The following is a 12,792-nucleotide window of genomic DNA, read 5'->3' as shown; positions in this document are numbered from 1 at the left end:
CGGCAAGCGCTGTTTCGGCCGCTCCGGCGGAGTTCAGAGGACCCGGGTCACCTGTTCGGCGGCGACGACCGCGTCCCGCCGCGCTCTGTCGAGGTTGGCGCTGATCACCACGGACGCGCCGGCCGAGAGCGGCGCGAGCAACCACTTCAGCGGCTGCTCGGTCTCGGCGGCGTCGACCAGCAGGCGATCGCCGGCGCGCAGGTCCAGCATGGTGGCGAACTCCTGGGCGAGCGCACCCCACTGACCGTAGGTGGTGCCGTCAGCGGTGGCCGGGTCCGACGGGTGGATGGCGGTGTGGTCGGGCGCGCCGTCGCCGTGCCGAAGCACCTCGGCGGACCAGTCCAACCAGCCCAACGGCACGTCGTCCAGCCGCCCCGGCCCGGTGCCGACGAGATAGCGGTGCGGCGCGTCCGGCACGTCCTCCAGCCAGTCGTCCTGCCGCTCCGGCGTCACGAAGACCGCGTCGAACGGTCGGTCGCCGCCCGGTTCGAGCACCGCCAGGCCCGCTGTGGCGCGCGGTCGGAACGACACCGCCAGGCCGGAGGCCCAGGCGCCCAACAACACCGCGGCGGTACGCCAGTGCGGCGGCAGCAGGACCGCTACGCGGCTGCCGGGGCCGAGCCGGCAGCCGTCCCGCAGCAGGCTCGCGCTACGTGCCGCCCACTGGCCGACCTGCTGTGCCGTCAGGTCGACGCGCTCGCCGGTCGCCTCGTCGCGGTAGCTGAGCAGCGGACGCTCGGCCTCGACGGGCCGGGCCGTCAGGTCGGCCGTGACGGTTGGCTGCATCTCCACGCTCCCCGGGTCGACGTCGGCACCACAGTACTCAACGACTTTGGTCGCACCGGTCGTCGGCCGATGGCCGTATCGGGTGACCGGGTGGCCCGCGCACGGTGCAGGTGACCCCCGAAACGCCGTTGAGGAGCGCCCATGCCGACCGGACCCGACCCCGTCACCGCCGACCATCCCGCCGCCGACCGCCCTGTCGCCGCTGACCGTTTGCCAGTGCGCCGGCGGCTCCTGCCGGTGATCGCGTTGCTGCTGCTCGCGCCGTGGGCGGCCGAGTGCTCGTGGGGTGGCTTCGCCATCGACGACTTCCTGCCGGTGCTGATCTTCCTGGGCCCGATGTACGGCGGCGCGGCGATCCTCATCCGGGAGACCGCCCGGCACCTTGGCGCGGGCTGGCCGACCATCGTGCTGCTCGCGGCCGCGTTCGGCGTACTACAGGCCGGGCTGGTCGACCAGTCGCTGTTCAACCCCGACTACCTCGACGACACCCAGTACGCCGACACCCGGGCCGCCGCCGAGGCGACGCTGGTGCCGGGGCTCGAATTCAGCCTCCGGCAGGCGTTCGACTACGTCGGCAACCACATCGTGCTGACCATCTGCGCGCCGATCGTGCTGATCGAGTCGTTCCTCGGGTCGAAGCGGCGGCTGCGGCCGTGGCTGGGCCGGCCCGGTCTCGCCGTGGTGGGCGTGATCTACCTGCTCGGCAGCCTGTTGATCTTCTCGGACATCAACGATGACAAGGGCTTCCTGGCCAGCCCACTCCAGCTGACCTTCGCGGCGTTGCTGGTCCTTGCCCTCGTCGCGACGGCCCTGCTCCCTCGCTGGCGCCGCCCCCACCCGCGCCGGACCCGCCGGGCACCGCACCCGCTCTGGATCGGTCTGCCCGTCATCCTGGTCCGAATCGGGGCCGACCTGACGCCGGGCTGGGCGGGGGTGGCCATCGCGCTGGGACTCGTCGCCGCCGTCGGAGGGCTGATCGCGTACTGGTCGTCGGGCAGCGGTTGGGGGCAGCGGCACGTGCTCGCGGCGGGCACGGCCGGCCTGGTCACCGCCGCCGCGTTCGCGTACCTGGTGCCGCCGTACTCCCCGGCGAGCCCGGCCGCGGCCCTGGCCGGCGACGTCGCGGTCACCGTCGTCACGGTCGCCCTGGTCGGGGCCGCCTGGTGGCGGCTGCGTCGTGCTTCGCCGACTGTTCATGTCGGCGCAAGCTGACGCTCCCCAACAACTGTCAGCCTCCGTGCGGGTACGACCTAACGGAGGAAGTCCTTGACACTCAGAAGAGCATTCACCGCGCTCACCGCAGCCGGTGTCGCCGCCGCGAGCCTGACCGGGGCCACCCCCGCGTCGGCCGGCGCGCACCACCACCCAGGCAGCTCGCTCGCCTTCGACCGGGTCGCCACGTACCCGGTGTTCCAGAACCGTCCGGCCGGCGAGGATCCGACGACCGCGACGGTCGCCGAGATCTCGGCGGTCAGCGAGGACGGTCGCACCCTGATCCACACCGACGCGCTGGCCCGGCGCATCGGCTTCCTGGACATCTCCCGTGCCGACCGGCCGCGCGGCCTCGGCACGCTCTCCCTGGCCCAGCTCGGCAACGCCGAGGACGAGCCGACCTCGGTCGCCGTGGTCGGCAGGTACGTGCTGGTGGTGGTGAACACCAGCGCCAGCTACACCAAGCCGTCCGGTCGCCTCGACGTGATCGAGCTGGCCAGCCGCGAGCGGGTGGCCAGCTTCGATCTCGGCGGTCAGCCCGACTCCATCGCGATCAGCACTGACAAGCGGTACGCCGCGATCGCGATCGAGAACGAGCGCGACGAGGAGGCCACACCGCCCGGCGGCGAGGAAGGCGACCTGCCCCAGGCGCCCGCCGGTTTCGTGCAGATCGTCGACCTGGCCGGGAAGTCTCCGGCCGGTTGGCGGCTGCGGCCGGTCGCGCTGACCGGGGCCGACGGCAGCGCGCTGCCCGCGCTGGCGCAGGCCGGCCTCGCCGCGCCGACCGACCCCGAGCCGGAGTACGTCTCGATCAACAGCCGCAACCAGTTGGCCGTGACGCTTCAGGAGAACAACGGCGTCGCCCTGGTCGACCTGCCCACCGGCCGGCTCACCAAGGTGTTCAGCGCCGGCACCGCCACGATCAGCGGCATCGACACCAAGAAGGACGGTGTCATCGACCTGACCGGCAGCATCACCGACGTGCCGCGTGAGCCGGACGCGGTGGCCTGGGTCGACGACCGCTATCTCGCCACGGCAAACGAGGGCGACTGGCACGGCGGCACCCGTGGCTGGTCGGTCTTCGACAGCCGCAGCGGACGCGTGGCCTGGGACGCCGGCAACACTTTCGAGCGGCTCGCCGTCACGTACGGGCTGCACAACGAGGACCGGGCCGCCAAGAAGGGCACCGAGCCGGAGGGCGTGGCCGTCGCCGAGTACGACGGCGTCCGGTACGCCTTCGTCGGCTCGGAGCGGAGCAACTTCGTCGCGGTCTACGACCTGGGCGACCCCACCCGGCCGGTCTTCCGGCAGGTCCTGCCGACCACAAACGGGCCGGAGGGGCTGCTGCCCATCCCGTCGCGCGGGCTGCTCGCTGTCTCCAGTGAGGAGGACGACGCTTCGGTAAACGTTCGGGCCTCGGTGTCACTCTTCCAGCTCGGCAAGGCCACCCCGGCGTTCCCGAGCATCGTCTCCGGCGCCGACCGGGCCGGCACCCCGACCGGTTGGGGCGCACTCGGCGCGCTGAGCGCGGTCCCGGGCAAGCGGGACCAGCTCTACAGCGTCACCGACGCGGCGTACGGCCAGACCCGCATCCTCACCATCGACGCGAAGCGGACGCCGGCCGTGATCACCGGCGCGCTGCCGGTGCGGGACGCGGCCGGCGCTCCGGTCGGGTACGACGCGGAGGGCATCTTCGCCCGTCCGCAGGGCGGCTTCTGGCTCGCCGTGGAGGGCGCCAAGGGTGCGGAGAACAAACTGGTCCGGCTCGACGCCGTCGGGGTGACCCGGCAGACCGTCGCGCTGCCCGCCGAGGTCGCCGCCGGCCTCGGCAAGCAGGGCCTGGAGGGCGTCACCGCGACCACCGACCGGCAGGGCCGGGAGATCGTCTGGGTGGCCGTACAGCGGGAGTTGAGCACCGACCCGGCCGGCATCGTCCGGCTCGGCCGCTACGACGTCGCAGCGGGCACCTGGAGTTGGTTCGGCTACCAGTTGGGGGCCACCACAGTGCCCGGCGACTGGATGGGTCTGTCCGAGATCACAGTGGTCGGTGACCGGCTCGCGGTCATCGAACGGGACAAGCTGAACGGCCCGGCCGCCACTGTCAAGCGGATCTACACGGTGCCGCTGCCCGGTGCGGCGGCGACCGGCCCGCTGACCGTGCTGCCGAAGACGCTCGCCGTCGACGTGCTGCCCGCGCTGCGCGCCACCAACGGGTGGACGCAGGAGAAGCTGGAGGGCCTGACTGTCGCCGGCAACGGCGAGGTGTACGCGATCACCGACAACGACGGGGTCAAGGACGCCACCGGCGAGACGGTGCTCCTGCACCTCGGCTCCAGCCGCAAGGTCTTCGGCCGCCGCTGACCCGTCAGCCGACCCGGCCCGGCGTCCACGACCGTGGACGCCGGGCCGATCGCGCACCGTGACCAGCCGCCAGGTCGCCACCCACTTCCACCCCTTTGCTCTGCTTCAACGGACGCAACAGACACGCTCCGTCACCACAGCGTCGGCAGGTCGGCCTCAGGACGTGAACGCAGCCGCAGGTCAAGCCGGTAGTGCGTCCGTTGAAGCAGAGCAAAGGGGCTGAGCAGTCCGGCTGGGTCGCCACCGGAAGTCACGTCGGGCGACCGAACGTCGTCCGGCCCGGCGTCGGGTCTAGTCCTTCATCATCACGACGTCGGTCGGGCGTTCGACAGTCACGGCGGTGCCGTAGTCGAACAGTTCGAGCGTCGAGTTGGCCGTTCCGGTGTCGAGCCGCCCCTTCGCCGTCGACTGCCAGGTGAGGGTGAGCGCCACCGTCGCGATCCGGCCGGCGCGATCCAGCGTGACGTCGCCGGCCGTGCTGCTCGACCCGTCCTTGCTGGTCTCGGCGTAGGTGAAGTGCAGCGTGTCGTCCGGGTTCTCGGTGACTGTCGCGTTCTGCCGCGTGAGCGCCGCGAACAGGGCAGCCGGGTCGGGCTCGGCGGCACCCAGCACCCCGTTCCCGTCGCCGTAGAGGGAGAGCCGGTCGTACGTCCCCGGGTACTGCCCGTACCGGCCGTACGTCTCGCCCGGGCTCTTGTCGGCCGGCAGCGGGCCCACGCCGCCGACCGCAGCGGCCCGATCGGGGACGTCCGCGAAGAGACTTTCGCGACGACGCCGCCGCCACGCCGAGGTGTGGTTGTTGACCAGGGCCCGGCGCAGGTAGGCGTGCGGGTCGCCGAGCCGGGACAGCCGCCGCCACCGCTCGTAGACCTTGACCAGGCTGTCCTGGAGCAACTCCTCGGCCCGCCACCGGTCGCCGCTCAGCAGCATGGCCAGCCGGATGTGTCGCTGCCACGCCACCTCGACGAACGCGACGTAGGACCGGTCCGCCGCGGACAGTGGTTTCTGTTGGTCGGTCACGCGCCTTACACGCGGCGGGGTCACCGAAGGTTGTCAGGCCGAGGGCAGCTCCGGGCCGCCGTCGAGCAGGGGGCCGAGCAGGTCGTCGTACTCCTCGACCCGGGCCAGGACCTCGGCGGCGGTGAACTGGCGGACGGCCGGCTTCCGGCCGCGCGCGCCGGCCTCGACCTCGTCCCAGGTCAGCGGCGTCGACACCGACGGCACCGACTGGGCCCGCAGCGAGTACGGCGCCACTGTGGTCTTCGCGGCGTTGTTCTGACTCCAGTCGATGAATACCTTGCCCGGGCGAAGGTTCTTCGCCATCTTCGACACGATCAGCTTCGGGTGGGCCTTCTCCAACTCCTGGGCGATCCGTCGGGCGTAGTCGGAGACGAGGTCTGACGACTGGGTGCCGGCGATCGGGCAGCAGAGCTGCATGCCCTTCTTGCCGGAGGTCTTCGGGTACGACTCGATGCCGTCGTCGGCGAGGCGGTCGCGCATCAGGACCGCCACCGGGCAACACTGGGCGAGCCCGGCCGGCGGCCCCGGGTCCAGGTCGACGACCATCATGTCCGGGTGTTCGCCCACCTTCCACTGCGGCGTGTGCAGCTCCAACGCGGCCAGGTTGGCCAGCCAGACCAGGGTGGGCAGGTCGTCGGCGACCACGTAGTCGATGGTCTCCCGGCCCTTCGTCGAGCCGGGCGCCGGGAGGTTCTCCACCCGCACCCAGTCCGGGGTCGCGGCCGGCGTGTTCTTCTCGAAGAACGACTTGTCGTCCACCCCGTTGGGATAGCGGATCCGGGTGACCGGCCGGTCCCGCAGGTGCGGCAGCAGCACCGGGGAGATCCGAGTGTAGTAGTCGATCACCTCACCCTTTGTGAACCCGGCCGCCGGGTAGAGCACCTTGTCCAGGTTGGACAACTCCAGCGCGCGGCCCTCGACGTCCACCCGTAGCCGTTCAGCCGGCATCGTCGACCTCCTCCGGAGGCTTGTCCGGGCGCAAGCGCAGCACCCGGGGGAAACGCAGCCGGCCGTCGGGGGTGCGCTGGCCGTACTTCACCTCCACCACCACCCGGGGTGTTACCCAGATGGCGCCCCGCGCATCCTCGCGCGGCACACCCGGCGCGAACGGTGACACGCCGGAGCGCAGCGGTTCCAGCTCGGCGAGGAGCTGCCGCTCGATGGCCGCGCCGATCCCACCGCCGACCCGACCCCGGTAGATCAGTCGGCCGTCCGGGCCGGGCACCCCGACCAGCAGCCCGCCGACCCGGCGCGCGCCCGGTCGCCAACCGCCGATGACGAAGTCGCCGGTCACCTCCAGCTTGACCTTCACCCAGTCCGGCGAGCGCACCCCCGGGCGGTAGACGGCCCCGACCCGCTTGGCCATCACCCCCTCCAGGCCGTGCTCTCCGGCCGCCTCGTAGGTGGCCGGCCCGTCGGTGAACATCGGCGGCACCGCCCACCGGAGGCCGCCGAGCGCGAGCGCGTCCAGCGCCTCCCGGCGGCGCTCGTACGGCCAGCCGGTCAGGTAGTCGCCGTTCAGCCGGAGCAGGTCGAAGATCATGTACGTCACCGGCATGACGGCGGCCAACCGGGCGGCCTTGGCCCGGTCCCGGACGTGCATCCGCTCGGCCAGCGCGGTGAAGGACGGCTGCCCGCCCTGGCCGAGCAGCACCACCTCACCGTCGAGCAGCGCGTCGTCGACCTGCTCGGGAAGGGTGGCCAACTCCGGGTACGCGGCGGTGATCTCCACGCCGGAACGGGCATACAGGTGCTGACCGCCACCTGAGATGTCGGCCAGGGCGCGGACGCCGTCCCACTTGAACTCGTACGCCCAGCCGTCACCCGCCGGGAGCGGCCCGGTCATCGCGAGCATCGGCTTGAGCGGCGCGCCGGGCACGACCCGACTGTAGTAGCAGCCCGAACACCTCGCGTCCGGTTCTTTCGGATGCGAGCATGGTCGATACCGGGGAAGGGAGCGCAGGATGCGTGCCATCTGGAAGGGAGCCGTGTCGTTCGGGCTCGTCTCGATCGGGGTGAAGCTCTACTCCGCGACCGAGGAGAAGGACATTCGGTTCCACCAGGTGCACCGCGAGGACGGCGGTCGGATCCGCTACAAGCGCACCTGCTCGGTCTGCGGCGAAGAGGTCACCTACGACGACATCGCCAAGGGCTACGACATCGGCGGCGGCGAGATGGTGATCCTCACCGACGAGGACTTCGCCGACCTGCCGTTGACCAGCTCCCGCGCCATCGACGTGCTGGAGTTCGTGCCGGCCGAGCAGGTCGACCCGATCCTCTACAACAAGGCGTACTTTCTCGAGCCGGAGGGCGCGGCGACCAAGCCGTACGTGCTGCTGCGCGACGCGCTCATCGACTCGGAGCGGGTGGCCATCGTCAAGGTGGCGCTGCGCCAGCGGGAGCAGCTGGCCACGCTGCGGGTCCGCGAGGGTGTGCTGCTGCTCAACACCATGCTCTGGCCGGACGAGATCCGCACCCCGGACTTCGGCTTCCTCGACGAGGACCTCAAGGTGCGCCCGCCGGAGCTGGCCATGGCCAGCTCCCTGATCGACTCGATGACCGGCGAGTTCGAGCCGGACGTCTTCACCGACGACTACCGGGCCGCGTTGCAGGAGGTCATCGACGCCAAGGTGGAGGGTCGGGAGGTCGTCCAGCCGGAGGAGGTCGAGGAGGCCCCGGCCGCTGCGGTGGACCTGATGGCGGCGTTGAAGGCCTCGGTGGAGCGCGCCAAGGCGGCTCGCGGCGAGCAGCCGGCCCGCGGCGGTGGTGGTGGCGAGCCGACGCCCATCTCGTCGGCGCGGTCGGCGCAGAAGGCAGCCGAGAAGAAGGCGGCCAAGGCGCCCGCGAAGAAGACCGCGGCGAAGAAGACGGCCGAGAAGAAGGCGGCCGAGCCGGCGAAGAAGACCGCTGCCAAGAAGACCGCCGCGACGAAGGCGGAGCCGGCGAAGAAGACGGCCGCGCGCAAGACCGCACCCCGCAAGAGCGCCTGACCGTACGGCAGCGGCGGCGGTGTCCGCCCCGCCGGGTACGCTCCGCCGGCCGCTGGCGACCGGAGGAGCCCCCATGCCGTACACCCCTGATCTGGACCGGTTGCTGACGCCCGGCGCCCGCTTCACCGACCAGCACGGCGGATACCTGATCGAGGTTCACCCGGCGGGCGACATCGTGTTGCCGACCGGCCGCGTGGTCGGTTGCGACCCGCTGGTCTGCCCGGAGGCCGAGCCGTTCACTGTGACGGTGCCGCCGGGGCGGCATCCCGCCCGCGCCTGGGTGGCGGTGGTGCTCCGGGAGGACGCCGAGGTGGACCGCCGGGTCGCCGCGCTGGAGCTGGTCGTCTCGGCTGAGCCGACAATCCGCTGGGAGCCGGCCGTCGCGGGCGACCAGGACGTCGCCACGCTCGGCGCTGACGACTACTTCGGCTACGGCGTGGACGCCGGCGTCGGCACCTTCGCCGACCCGACCGCGCTCGCCGTCCTGGAGGGCTGGGACGAGGACCGGGTCGAGGAGGTCTTCATCCCGGCCGAGCTGCCCTCGTCCCCGGTCCCGGGGCTGATCGTCGCCGTGTTGGACGAGGCCACCGGCGCCAACGTCGTCACCGTGTCCACGGGTTGGGGCGACGGCTGCTACGGCACCTGGATCGGCCGTGCCGCCGACGGCCGGGTCACCTCGTTCGTGACCGACTTCATGGTCGTCCCGGAATAACCGCCCAAGAAAGCTCCGGAAGTGTCGCGCTGGGCGATCCGAGGCGTCCGCGGCGGGCACGGTAGGCCGCGGTGCGGGTACCGTGTGCGTCGGCTTTCCCCCCGGCACCGGGTGCCGGCCACACTTCGCAGCAGGGAGTCGACGACGTGAGCGAGCGGACGCAGCAGACGGGCCCGGACCAGAGCCCGGCAACCAAGTCGGGGCGCCGCCTGGCCGCCCAGTTGGCGGAGAAGAAGGCCGCCGACGCGAGGCGCAAGCGCAACGCGTGGGCCAGCGGCCTCGCCGCCGTCGCCGTGGTCGGGGTGCTGATCGGCGTCTTCGTGACGATCGGCGGGGGCGACGACAAGCCCAAGACCCAGGCCGACGCGACACCGTCCGCCTCCGCCCCGGCCCCCGACGAGGCCGGCGCACCCCCCGCTCCGCAGCTGCCCGAGGGCGCCGACCCGGCGCTGGGCACCAAGCCGACGGTGACGCCGGGCACCGGTGACCTCAAGAAGCTCACGGTCACCCCGCTGATCAAGGGCAAGGGCCCGGCCGTGCAGAAGGGCCAGAACATCACCACCAACTACGTGGGGGTGTTCTACAAGGACGGCAAGGAGTTCGACTCGTCCTGGAAGGCCGGGCAGCCGGCCACCTTCCCGATCGGCGTCGGCCAGGTCATTCCCGGCTGGGACCAGGGTCTGGTCGGGGTGACAGTGGGCAGCCGGGTGCAGCTGGACATCCCGGGCGAGCTTGGGTACGGCAACGACGAGGCCGCCGCCGGTGGCCGTCCGACCGGTCCGCTGCGCTTCGTGGTGGACGTGCTCGCCGCCCAGTGACCTGTCCGGGTCGTCCCGGTTGTCGCCGGGACGCGATGGAGTTGTTCACATGGGGCTTCCGGCCCGTCACCCAGCGGCAGTAGGTTCGGCGTCACCCCGGGCGGTTCGCCGCCCGGGGTGAGCAGCATCCGGAACCGGAACGCGGAGGTGCATGTGACGGCGTTGGACGAGCCTGGGCGGACCGCCCGGTCGATGTGGGCGTACTTCGAGCCGGTGCACACTGTCACCTACCTGCACCCCCGGGCCCGGGCCGCGTACGAGGCGGTCGGGCTGCGCGGCTACTGGCGCGGTTACTTCGCCGGCCGTGCCGCACCGCTGGGAGCCGCCGAGGCGGCCCCGGTGATCGCCGCCTTCTTCAACTTCGCGCCGCCGATGGTGGCCCGCGCGCTGCCGGCGGTGTGGCGGTTGGCCACCCCGCAGGAGGCGCTGCGCGCCCGTCTGACCGGTGCCGTGCAGGCGCTCGCCGAGCTGACCTACGAGCTTCCGGAGTCGCACCTGGTGGAGGCCGCCGACCTGCTGGAGCGGGCCGCCGCGGCGGCGCAGACCGCCGGCCGGGTGCTCGGCGCCGCCAACGCGGCCCTCCCGGCCGGCGAGTACCCGCTGGCGCGGCTCTGGCAGGCCGCCACGACGCTGCGCGAGCACCGGGGGGACGGGCACGTGGCCGCACTGGTGGCCGCCGGCCTGGACCCGGTGGAGACGCTGACCGGGCGGGTCGCGCTGGACGGTTCGTCGCCGCAGTACCTGCTGGGCCGCGGCTGGTCCGAGGAGCAGTGGCAGGCCGCCCGTGAGCGGCTCACCGAGCGGGGTTGGCTGACTGGGGACGGCGCGGCCACCGAGCACGCCCGGGCCGAGTTCCAGGCCATCGAGGATGCCACCGACCGGGCCGCCGCGCACCCGTGGCAGGCGCTCGGCGCCCAGGACACGGACCGGCTCCGGGAGCTGCTGGAGCCGATCGCCCGGTCCGGCCACACCCTGCTCCCCGAGGGCAGCCCGCTCGGTCTGCCCGCGTTGCCCAGCTGACCGGGCACCCACCGGTCGGGCAGGATGGGCCCGTGACTGATGCTGTGGTCTTCGACCTGGACGGCGTGATCGTGGATTCCGAGCCGGTGTGGGAGGAGGTCCGCCGGGCGTACGTGGCGGCGCACGGCGGGACGTGGCAGCCGGACACGCAACGCCGTCTGATGGGGATGAGCACCGGTGAGTGGGCCGACTACCTCAGCGGAGAGCTGGGCGTCGGCCGCACCGCCGAGCAGGTCGCCGTCGAGGTGGTCGAGGAGATGACCCGACGCTACCGGGACCACGTACCTCTCATCGACGGCGCCGACCAGGTCGTTCGCCGGCTGGCCGCGCGGTGGCCGCTCGGGTTGGCCAGTTCGTCGCCGACCCGGCTGATCGAGGCGGCGCTGGCGGCGACCGGCCTGACCGACGCGTTCGGCGCGACCCTCTCCACCGAGCAGACCGAGCGGGGCAAGCCCGCACCGGACGTGTACCTGAGCGTGGTGCAGCGCCTCGGCGTCGACCCGACCCGCTGTGTGGCCGTGGAGGACTCGTCCAACGGCGTGCGCTCCGCCGCGGCGGCGGGGATGCGGGTGGTGGCGGTGCCGCACGGCTCGTACCCGCTCGATCCGGACGCCGCCGGGCTGGCCGTGGTGACGCTGAACGCGATCGGTGAGCTGACCCCCGAGCTGGTGGACGAGCTGGGTTGACAGGGGTCGAGCCGGGTAGAGACCACGGATGAAGGCCATCGTGTACGAGCGCAACGGCGACCCTTCGGTGCTGGAACTGGTCGACCGGCCGGTGCCGGAGCCGGGCGCGGGCGAGGTACTGGTGCGGATGGCGGTCTCCGGGGTGAACCCGACCGACTGGAAGTCCCGCCGCAACGCCCCGCCGAACGGGTGGCAGATCCCCGGGCAGGACGGCGCGGGGGTGGTCGAGGCGGTCGGCGAGGGGGTCGACCCCGACCTGATCGGTGAGCGGGTGTGGGTCTGGGAGGCCGCCTGGCAGCGACAGTGGGGCACGACGGCGGAGTACACGCTGGTGCCGGTCCGGCAGGCGGTACGCCTCGGCCCCGCTCCGTTCGAGCTGGGCGCAGCCCTGGGCATCCCATTCCTCACCGCGCACCGCTGTCTGACCGCTGGCGAGTTCATGCCGGACACGCTGCGGGCCGGCGCGCTGGCGGATCACACGGTGCTGGTGCAGGGCGGCGCGGGCGCTGTCGGCAACGCAGCGATCCAACTCGCCCGCTGGGCCGACGCCACGGTGATCGCCACGGTGAGCAGCGCGGAGAAGGCTCAGCTCGCAGCCTCGGCCGGCGCATCCTTCGTGATCAACTATCGGGAGCAGGACGTGGTCGAGGAGGTCCACAAGATCGCCCCCGACGGGGTGCACACGATCGTGGAGGTCTCCCCCGCCCGCAACGCCTCGGTCGACGCACGGGTGCTGCGGCACGGCGGCGCGGTCTGCATGTACGCCGACAACGGCGGGGACGAGGTGAGCATCCCGATCCGGGCGATGATGGCGCCGAACGCCCGCTGGCAGTTCGTGCTGGTCTACACCGAGCCGAAGGCGGCCAAGGCGCAGGGCGTGAAGGACGTGGCGGCGGCGGCCAGCCAGGGTGGCATCCGGGTTGGCGCGGACGCCGGTCTACCGCTGCACTACTACCCCCTGGCCGAGGCGGCCGCGGCGCACCAGGCGGTGGAGGACTCGACGGTGGGCAAGGTGCTCATCACCACCAGCGACGCCTGATCGGGTCGCTGACCACCCGATTTCCCCGTCAGCAGGACAGAAGCGAACAACTTTCGCAACAATGACGGTGCGGGTCACCCCGCGTGGAGCGGGCGGCCCCGGCGCGGTGCGAACGCCGGGGCCGCCCCTGGGGAGGGATCAGGAGTAC

The 12,792-nt window shown here is 72.3% G+C and carries 12 protein-coding genes; 8 read left to right on the top strand and 4 right to left on the bottom strand.

Annotated elements, in window-relative coordinates; genetic code table 11:
- Positions 1 to 33: 33 nt before the first annotated feature.
- Positions 34 to 786: a TIGR03089 family protein gene (locus tag ACLJOK_RS18265; RefSeq protein ID WP_410819989.1), complete on the bottom strand. Its 753-nt coding sequence runs from the start codon at positions 784 to 786 to the stop codon at positions 34 to 36.
- A 141-nt stretch (positions 787 to 927) separates the two neighbouring features.
- Between ACLJOK_RS18265 and ACLJOK_RS18260 the strand changes: the two genes are divergently transcribed.
- Together ACLJOK_RS18260 and ACLJOK_RS18255 are read left to right on the top strand one after the other, a co-directional pair.
- The gene (locus ACLJOK_RS18260) at positions 928 to 1,998 is read left to right on the top strand and encodes a hypothetical protein (RefSeq protein WP_410819988.1); all 1,071 of its coding nucleotides are present in this window, start codon (positions 928 to 930) and stop codon (positions 1,996 to 1,998) included.
- Positions 1,999 to 2,052: 54 nt separating this feature from the next.
- A complete protein-coding gene (locus ACLJOK_RS18255; protein WP_410819987.1) occupies positions 2,053 to 4,359 on the top strand; it encodes an esterase-like activity of phytase family protein in 2,307 nt (768 codons plus the stop codon).
- A gap of 291 nt (positions 4,360 to 4,650) precedes the next feature.
- Here ACLJOK_RS18255 and ACLJOK_RS18250 read toward each other — a convergent pair whose 3' ends face one another.
- The 3 genes from ACLJOK_RS18250 to ligD (ACLJOK_RS18240) are packed head-to-tail and all read right to left on the bottom strand — an operon-like array spanning position 4,651 to position 7,258.
- Positions 4,651 to 5,379, bottom strand: coding sequence for a sigma factor (locus ACLJOK_RS18250; protein WP_410819986.1), 729 nt, complete (start codon positions 5,377 to 5,379; stop codon positions 4,651 to 4,653).
- 33 nt (positions 5,380 to 5,412) lie between these two features.
- Entirely contained in the window at positions 5,413 to 6,327 is a 915-nt protein-coding gene (gene ligD / locus ACLJOK_RS18245) for a non-homologous end-joining DNA ligase (RefSeq protein WP_410819985.1), read from the bottom strand.
- Entirely contained in the window at positions 6,317 to 7,258 is a 942-nt protein-coding gene (gene ligD / locus ACLJOK_RS18240) for a non-homologous end-joining DNA ligase (protein ID WP_410819984.1), read from the bottom strand. The genes ligD (ACLJOK_RS18245) and ligD (ACLJOK_RS18240) overlap by 11 nt, the downstream gene beginning before the upstream one ends.
- A gap of 85 nt (positions 7,259 to 7,343) precedes the next feature.
- Between ligD (ACLJOK_RS18240) and ACLJOK_RS18235 the strand changes: the two genes are divergently transcribed.
- The 6 genes from ACLJOK_RS18235 (at position 7,344) to ACLJOK_RS18210 (ending at position 12,644) form a co-directional block, all read left to right on the top strand.
- Entirely contained in the window at positions 7,344 to 8,369 is a 1,026-nt protein-coding gene (locus ACLJOK_RS18235; protein WP_410819983.1) for a Ku protein, read from the top strand.
- A gap of 73 nt (positions 8,370 to 8,442) precedes the next feature.
- On the top strand, positions 8,443 to 9,081 hold the full coding sequence (locus ACLJOK_RS18230) for a DUF4241 domain-containing protein (protein ID WP_410819982.1): 639 nt from the start codon (positions 8,443 to 8,445) through the stop codon (positions 9,079 to 9,081).
- Positions 9,082 to 9,227: 146 nt separating this feature from the next.
- Entirely contained in the window at positions 9,228 to 9,899 is a 672-nt protein-coding gene (locus ACLJOK_RS18225) for an FKBP-type peptidyl-prolyl cis-trans isomerase (RefSeq protein ID WP_410819981.1), read from the top strand.
- Positions 9,900 to 10,091: 192 nt separating this feature from the next.
- Positions 10,092 to 10,919 carry an SCO6745 family protein gene (locus tag ACLJOK_RS18220; RefSeq protein WP_410821530.1) on the top strand — a complete coding sequence of 276 codons (828 nt, stop codon included), beginning with the start codon at positions 10,092 to 10,094 and terminating at the stop codon, positions 10,917 to 10,919.
- A gap of 32 nt (positions 10,920 to 10,951) precedes the next feature.
- Entirely contained in the window at positions 10,952 to 11,605 is a 654-nt protein-coding gene (locus ACLJOK_RS18215; RefSeq protein WP_410819980.1) for an HAD family hydrolase, read from the top strand.
- 28 nt (positions 11,606 to 11,633) lie between these two features.
- On the top strand, positions 11,634 to 12,644 hold the full coding sequence (locus ACLJOK_RS18210; RefSeq protein ID WP_238681913.1) for an NADPH:quinone reductase: 1,011 nt from the start codon (positions 11,634 to 11,636) through the stop codon (positions 12,642 to 12,644).
- The last annotated feature ends 148 nt before the right edge of the window (positions 12,645 to 12,792 follow it).

The organism is Micromonospora sp. 050-3, from assembly GCF_046549335.1.
Taxonomy (GTDB): domain Bacteria; phylum Actinomycetota; class Actinomycetes; order Mycobacteriales; family Micromonosporaceae; genus Micromonospora; species Micromonospora trifolii.
This window is presented reverse-complemented; position numbering and strand designations above follow the sequence as displayed.

Excerpts from the sequence above, each read along its gene's own strand:
- ACLJOK_RS18265 (WP_410819989.1), bottom strand. The coding sequence starts at position 786 with ATGCAGCCAACCGTCACGGCCGACCTGACGGCCCGGCCCGTCGAGGCC.
- ACLJOK_RS18260 (WP_410819988.1), top strand. The coding sequence starts at position 928 with ATGCCGACCGGACCCGACCCCGTCACCGCCGACCATCCCGCCGCCGAC.
- ligD (WP_410819985.1), bottom strand. The coding sequence starts at position 6,327 with ATGCCGGCTGAACGGCTACGGGTGGACGTCGAGGGCCGCGCGCTGGAG.
- ACLJOK_RS18235 (WP_410819983.1), top strand. The coding sequence starts at position 7,344 with ATGCGTGCCATCTGGAAGGGAGCCGTGTCGTTCGGGCTCGTCTCGATC.
- ACLJOK_RS18230 (WP_410819982.1), top strand. The coding sequence starts at position 8,443 with ATGCCGTACACCCCTGATCTGGACCGGTTGCTGACGCCCGGCGCCCGC.
- ACLJOK_RS18220 (WP_410821530.1), top strand. The coding sequence starts at position 10,092 with ATGTGGGCGTACTTCGAGCCGGTGCACACTGTCACCTACCTGCACCCC.
- ACLJOK_RS18210 (WP_238681913.1), top strand. The coding sequence starts at position 11,634 with ATGAAGGCCATCGTGTACGAGCGCAACGGCGACCCTTCGGTGCTGGAA.